Below are 6,564 nucleotides of genomic sequence, written 5' to 3'. Positions count from 1 at the left end.
CTCCACTGTATCATTTAAGCTCTGCTGCTATTTCAATCCACAGCCCACATAAGGGCTGACACAAATTGACTCCTCTTCACATTCTTTAGTACTTTTATTTCAATCCGCAGCCCACAGGGCTGACACAGCAAAATCGCACAACTTTATATCATATTTTTGTGTAATTTTACTATAATTCTACAGTTATAACTTAGCATTTTAATTCTCATTACAATTTATCCTGCATACATGGGATGCTTTATGTGTAAATAAATCACTTTCCTTCCCAACAATAACCACATTCTAAACAATTATATTTGTTATGCTTTTTATGCCTTAGCCCAGTAAACGGAACTGACATTCCTAATGTAGCAAATCCTAGAATCATTTTACCAGCCGATGTTTTTTCTCTTTTTTTCTCTTTAATTTGCCCGCCAACAACTTCGTATTCCTTTTCCATGTTTACATCGCTCTTCAATAGATTTACTTTATTGCTACCGCATCTTGGGCAACGTAGTGAATTCACCATCCAGGACGCATTGTTATTAGACGAACGACTTTTAAGGTCCTGGTTGGTTGCTTGATCTCCATTGCTATCTCCAATTTTATTTTTGGTGGGCTTTTTGGTGAATATATCAGATGGAATTTTATTTTTCAAACTTCCATAAGAGTATCCGCAGAATGGGCACTTATCTATCCCTTCTGGTATATTTCTATTGCACTTATAGCACTCAAACATCTGCGGAATTTCCTCGGGAGAAAGCATTCTCGGTTTCAGAATCCAATCTGAACTATATGGAGCACCACAAAATTCACATGCAGAAACCCCTAGAGTGTTTTCAGTTCCACAAAATGGACATAATATCATTTCATCTTCGTTCGCATCCAAATTTATTTGTCCACGGCCTAATTCTTTTATAGGAAACCCGCAGTGAGGACATATTGACGCTCTATCACTCACTTCTTTACCACACTCCGGACACCTTATCAATGTCATGTCTCCGCCCCCTCTAATAAAATATTTACTATCATAATTATATCAAATAAAGAGAGTGCAGTAAACATCAGAAAGTTCTAGGGTGTTAGATAGTTATAGGACACCTTCCCGTTGATTTAGTTCTTTTATTTACCTCTTCTATAACCACATCCGTTACTTTTTTGCCGCCAACATAGATATTGACCTCTGGTAGCTGATTTCCGTCATAATTATCCATGGCCGCCACCACTGCATTATAAACAGCCGGGCCAACGCCGGCGGCTATGCCATCAACTATCTGATCGTTATTAGCAACAGTGGAGCGATTACCCATACGGCCAACCATCTCATTAATACCATTTTCACGCGCCATAAAGAGCTCTCCGGTATTCGGAAATCCCCCTTTGGCATACCAGCTAATTCCAAATGAAGGAATTGAAAAGCTGCTTGTACCTATAGTCATATTGCTCCAAGTAATTTGTAGATGAGGCAATGGGATATGCAAATTAGTAAAGGCACTTTTTAAATTAGAAATCGCATCCTTGCCCATTGTTCCTATATCACGAAGAGAATCATTAATGGATTTTGATGTATGTCCAATTAATTTTGATAACTTACTATCAATTGTACCCCACTTATCGCCTAACGCATTATTTAGGCCATTAACAAGATTTGTCCCTATACCATACATATATTTTGATGGGCTATGGATATCAAATCCATCACTTTTACTTGTAAATAGGTCCTTTATTCTATCTACGATGCCCTTGGATGCATTTTCAACTTTATTTTTACTCGACTCAATTCCTTCAGCTGTACCATCCCCTATACCAGCTCCAATTATCTTAGCCTGATTTGGGGCACTTATCTTTAGCCTATCCATTACACCAGATAGTGTCGACTCAAATTCTTCGGATGATACTCCGGATTTTTGTAATGCATCCCGCAAATAGACCATCCCGTCCTCAAAAGGGGCCTGCCATTGGGCACTGGACAAGGTCTTATACAGATGCTCAAAATCTTCCTGAGTAATATCTCCTTTATCTTTAAGCGCTGTGAGAGCTTCTAAAAGCACACCGTAATTTGTTCTATCAGCCGCAGTCTGCGTAACATTAATGGTTTCCGCAAGCCCTGCCAGTGCAAACACTAAAGTTGGAGCTGTACTTGTCATAAATGCGCCGAAAGAAGTCATCCAGCCAGTACCTGTAGCGACACCGCCTGCTGCTCCATTCGCTGTGGCGGCACCTGTAACTGCCGCTCCGAATCCGGCCCCGCTAAGTACTGTTTTAACTTTACTTAATCCGGAAAAAAGTCCAGCTAACCCAGTTATCAATGAACTTGAAATCTTAATCGCCGCAATAGAAGCCGCAATCGTCCCAATAGCCTTTCCTATTGCTTCCAATTCATCAGGATCCATCTTCTTTAAAGCATCCGCCAACGCCCCAATTATATCTGCAAGCGAATTCAGCAGCGGCGCTCCTATCTCATTTAGCATAAAATCAAAGAAATCCAAGAACCCGTCCGCAAATCCTTTTACGAATGGTGCCAGCGCCTCAAATAAGTTACCGATGGATTGTACAAGCTTCTCCCAATCTACCTTTGACACGAATTCCATCAGTATATCTTTCATCTGGGATATTTTAGACCACAGCCAATCCCAATCAACATCAATCACACCGAAGGCATCCAGTGCCAGTACAAGGCCGCTTATTCCTAATGCTATTGCTCCGAATGGGTGTGCTGCCAATAATGAAAATCCCTTACCAATTGCTCCGCCGTCACCGAAGATAGACCCAAACCATGTTAATCCTTTAAACGCAAGAAAAGCGGTGAATAATTCTCCCAGGGCGTATCCTATGCGCTCCGCCGTCTCAGGGTTGATTTTTTTGAGAGCATCAGCCAACGAATTTAACCCTCCCGGCACGACTTTATTAATAAAATCAGCGCCAACAGAAAGTAAATCTTTGAAGAAATTAACAAGCCCCTGGCCTACCGACTTGGCAAATGGAGCTAAGGCATCCCATAACCTCACGAGAGAATTGTTTAGCTTCTCCCATTGGATTTTATTCCCGAAATCGGTCAGCGCATCTACCAGCTGAGGAATTCCTTCCCCCATAGTCCATACAGCTACTGGTTTCAAAAAATAATCATAGAAGTCCATAAGGGCATTCCAGGTAAATTTCGTAGGTTTCTGCAGCATTGTGAAAAATTCTGCCAACGCCCTATTAAGACGTCCCCAGTTTATTTCATTTAGCAGGTCATTTGTTATGTTAAAAAACCTCGGAAGTCCGGAGTTGTCAGCCAGCATCCACTTGCCCATGGGTTTTAGGTAATTATTCCAGAGGTCATTTAAAGCTCTGACAGAAAAATTCCCAAGTTTCTTTAACCCCTGGTTATATAATTTCTTTAATGCCGCCGTTGTCGGTTCTGCAGTTTTCCGGATACTTTCTAAGGCTTCTCTGAACTTATCAGCCCACTTCAAAATCTCCTTATCAATCGGTACTTCTTCAAACATCTCTGATGGAGATGGAGGTGTGTACCCATCAGAGCTACCACTGCCGGAAGTACCACGATCCGTATTGTCACTTAGCTTATTTATCTCGTCAAATCCAAGGAGAGTTTTCTCAAGCTCCTTTGTAGATTCGTTGGCTTTATCTGCGCTGTCAGACGTTTTGTCCAGGCTGGCCGCATAATCTTCTGTAACCGGGATTGCTTTTGTGAAGCTTGACCTCCCAGACAAGGCTGCAAAAAACATACCCACATATGTAACGGCCCGGGAAATCAAATTGATAAACGTCACCAAATGCGGAGCTACCACATCCAAAATTGGCGCAAATGCCGTAGCAAAGCTATTTTTCAGCTGCGTCATGGCTGACATCAAAGAAGAGATACTTCGGTTGGTCCGGTCAGAATATTGTGCCAGGTTCTGCATTCCGGTGACAAATCCTTCATTTATCGTGGAGATCATCCTAAACACAGTAGAATACAGCACAGACATTCCAACCATACGCCCGATACTTAGACCATTCATGGTCCTATTGCCTGACCTTTTAGTTTTTTTGCCTAAGTCGGAAAATCCCTTAGATAAGTCAGAGAAAAAGCTGCCTAACTTTCTGGACTGCCCCTTTGATTTACCAAAAAGGCCAAATATCCCACTACCTGCATTCCCTTCTCTTATAAGGCTCCTGGTTGTTTTCTCTGCCTCTTTAGCTAATTCCCGATTACTCCTGGACGCTCTGCTCTTTTTTCTGGCCAGTGCTTCCATCTCATCTGCCGTGAGGCCAGCGCTTTTCCCTTCTCCTCCTATCGCATCTGCTGACATGTTATATAGCTTCGCCAGTTCTTCCATGTATTTTTTATATTCTTTTTGCTTCTGCAGCACCTTCTCAAGTTCAAGATACTTTTCATCATACTGGGAATTGCCTGCTCCAAGCCCTTTAGAGCGCATTTCACCTAGGTCTGCCTTTAGCTTACGTATCTGACCTTCATATGTGGATAAATCCAGGCTCACTGGTATGTCAGAAAGATTATTAAGTACTGCAGATGCGTTAACGCCGAATTGCTTTACGGCATCGTCCCATCTTTCTATGTTTTCAGCTGCCTGCCCAAATACCATGCGCATAGCATCCGCATTATATTTCATGGAATCCGGTGCTACAGATGCAGTTCGTGACCACTCATCTGCGGTTACATCAGGTTCTCCTCGATAAATAGGGAAAGCACTTCTTTGCGTCTCCTTGATTGACTCCAACTCTGCAATTTTGGCCCGGTAAATATCAAGCTTATTAACTGCGGCATTAATATCATACTGAAGATTTTCCCAGGCTTTCCCAGATGGGGCACCCTCTGTTGCAATAGTTTTTTCCTCTTTAGCAAAAAGTTTCTCTAACTGTTTCTCTAGTTCAACAGCTGCCTTTTTAAGATTCTCAAGATCTGATACTCCGGCATCCGACAAATCTATTTTTCCGGCATCTTTAAATTTTTCTGCTAATTCATCTGCTGATAGTGACGCCTTTTTCCCTGTCTGGGCCATCTTCTTAAAATCTCCATCGTTGATTTTGATGGAGATATTTTTTCCGTCCAGCTCCTTAACGGCTATCGAAAGATACTTCAGGGCATTACCGACTTTTTGAAGTTTCGAAGCATCAACATTTCCAAGCTTTTCAATATTCCTGGCTAGTTTGCTGAAATCAGAAGCCTTAAGATCTTTAGTACCAGATACTGATTTTTTTAAAGAATCAATGCCCCTCACAAGCGTACCTAACCCACTATTATCCAATTTTCCTAATGCTTCGGATACCTTGTCTAATTTTCTAGACAGCCCTTCCAACTGCCGGTTAGCCTTTTGAGCCTGCGCCTCAATCTCAATTTCTAATCTATCTATTTGCGTCCCCATGATTTCACCACACTTTCCATTATGGCGCTCAAGGGCGCTCTAATTATTGCATTTTTTTGAATCTGCTATTGAAAACTTCTATGAACAATTTGAATTCGTCTTCAGGTGATACTTCTTTTGTTTCTGTTCCAAACGGCTTATCAGGATACTTAGCCCCTTTAGAAAAGCAGCTTGCTATTGCCTTTGCCACGTAAACACCATTTAGCCATGCAGTATAGTCAGTAACCTTACTGCGCATTTCTACTTCCTCTGTTTTTGCATCCTGATACATTTTCAGTATTTTGGGGTTTATTTTCCAAAACGTATCGTAAGGAATCCCGTATTTAATGGCTACGGGCAACCAAACTTCATATATGATTTGAGAATACGTACTGTATTTATTTAAGTCTGTTATTCTTCCTGATCGGGTTGCTTCACATTCTTCTTCGTTTTCTCCTGTCCCGGTCCAAGGAGTTTTTTGAAAAAAGCTGATTCGTCAACCGCTTTCGAAAAAGCTTCGTAAATCTCAAGGACATTTCCACCACCAAGAATATACTGCTGACATAACTCCTCTGCTTCACTCCTATCGCAATCTGCGACAACACCAACAAAAGCAACTGCCAAAGAAAAAATCTTTTGCTTCTGAAATAGCTCAATGACAGAGAAACCCATATCTTCCATAGCTACCATATCTCTAAATCCCAACTGGTGGACAGTATAATTTTTTTGATTAATTTTTATATTTGCCATACTCAATCTCCTTTTAACAAGCTAATATCAATTTCCACTCCGCAGTGAAATTAACTTTAAACAGTCTTCTAATAAACTAAAAACGGGAAATACTGCCAAATATCTCCCGTTGCTTTTCATGATCCCGATCCCGCCGGTGCTGCTACATCAATTTTAGTTGATGGAGAAACCGAAATTGTCATCTCACGTACACCATTTACCTCTCCTTCATTGATGTAAACGGAGTGCTGCCCCTGCCATGTAGCCACACCATCTACACCCTCTTTTCCCATACTTACCCGATAATGCAAATCCGTATTTGCCTTGGTCTTTACAGCTAAATAAGCCTCCAGCTCATAGTTTGCCGTAAATTCCATTGCTTCCATTGACTGTACCCCGGGAACATAGGTCTGTGTCTCATCTTCCAAATCAGTAGTCTCCAGCTGCTCCGGTGATCCGCCTAAAGCTGGATATGACTTAATTTTACAAAGTTTTGTCCAGGTAG

At 41.5% G+C, this 6,564-nt stretch carries 5 protein-coding genes; all 5 read right to left on the bottom strand.

Annotated features, from left to right (window positions below; genetic code table 11):
- Nucleotides 1-253: 253 nt before the first annotated feature.
- Nucleotides 254-976: a zinc ribbon domain-containing protein gene (locus tag BUA56_RS22870; protein ID WP_139249523.1), complete on the bottom strand. Its 723-nt coding sequence runs from the start codon at nucleotides 974-976 to the stop codon at nucleotides 254-256.
- Between the two features lie 85 nt (nucleotides 977-1,061).
- Entirely contained in the window at nucleotides 1,062-5,351 is a 4,290-nt protein-coding gene (locus BUA56_RS22045; RefSeq protein WP_072854905.1) for a coiled-coil domain-containing protein, read from the bottom strand.
- 43 nt (nucleotides 5,352-5,394) lie between these two features.
- Complete coding sequence (locus BUA56_RS22040) at nucleotides 5,395-5,622, bottom strand: hypothetical protein (RefSeq protein ID WP_207650964.1); 228 nt, start codon at nucleotides 5,620-5,622, stop codon at nucleotides 5,395-5,397.
- A 119-nt stretch (nucleotides 5,623-5,741) separates the two neighbouring features.
- Complete coding sequence (locus BUA56_RS22035; RefSeq protein ID WP_072854903.1) at nucleotides 5,742-6,080, bottom strand: hypothetical protein; 339 nt, start codon at nucleotides 6,078-6,080, stop codon at nucleotides 5,742-5,744.
- 116 nt (nucleotides 6,081-6,196) lie between these two features.
- Nucleotides 6,197-6,564 (bottom strand): phage tail tube protein (locus tag BUA56_RS22030; RefSeq protein WP_072854902.1); only part of this gene is annotated, 368 nt, incomplete at its 5' end.

Source organism: Lactonifactor longoviformis DSM 17459 (assembly GCF_900129135.1).
Classification (GTDB): domain Bacteria; phylum Bacillota; class Clostridia; order Lachnospirales; family Lachnospiraceae; genus Lactonifactor; species Lactonifactor longoviformis.
Note: the sequence above shows the minus strand (reverse complement) of the source record. Positions and strands in the feature narration are given on the sequence as shown.

What these genes read in the sequence shown, in the direction of transcription:
- BUA56_RS22870 (WP_139249523.1), bottom strand. Translation starts at nt 976, where the DNA reads ATGACATTGATAAGGTGTCCGGAGTGTGGTAAAGAAGTGAGTGATAGA.
- BUA56_RS22045 (WP_072854905.1), bottom strand. Translation starts at nt 5,351, where the DNA reads ATGGGGACGCAAATAGATAGATTAGAAATTGAGATTGAGGCGCAGGCT.
- BUA56_RS22040 (WP_207650964.1), bottom strand. Translation starts at nt 5,622, where the DNA reads ATGTATCAGGATGCAAAAACAGAGGAAGTAGAAATGCGCAGTAAGGTT.
- BUA56_RS22035 (WP_072854903.1), bottom strand. Translation starts at nt 6,080, where the DNA reads ATGGCAAATATAAAAATTAATCAAAAAAATTATACTGTCCACCAGTTG.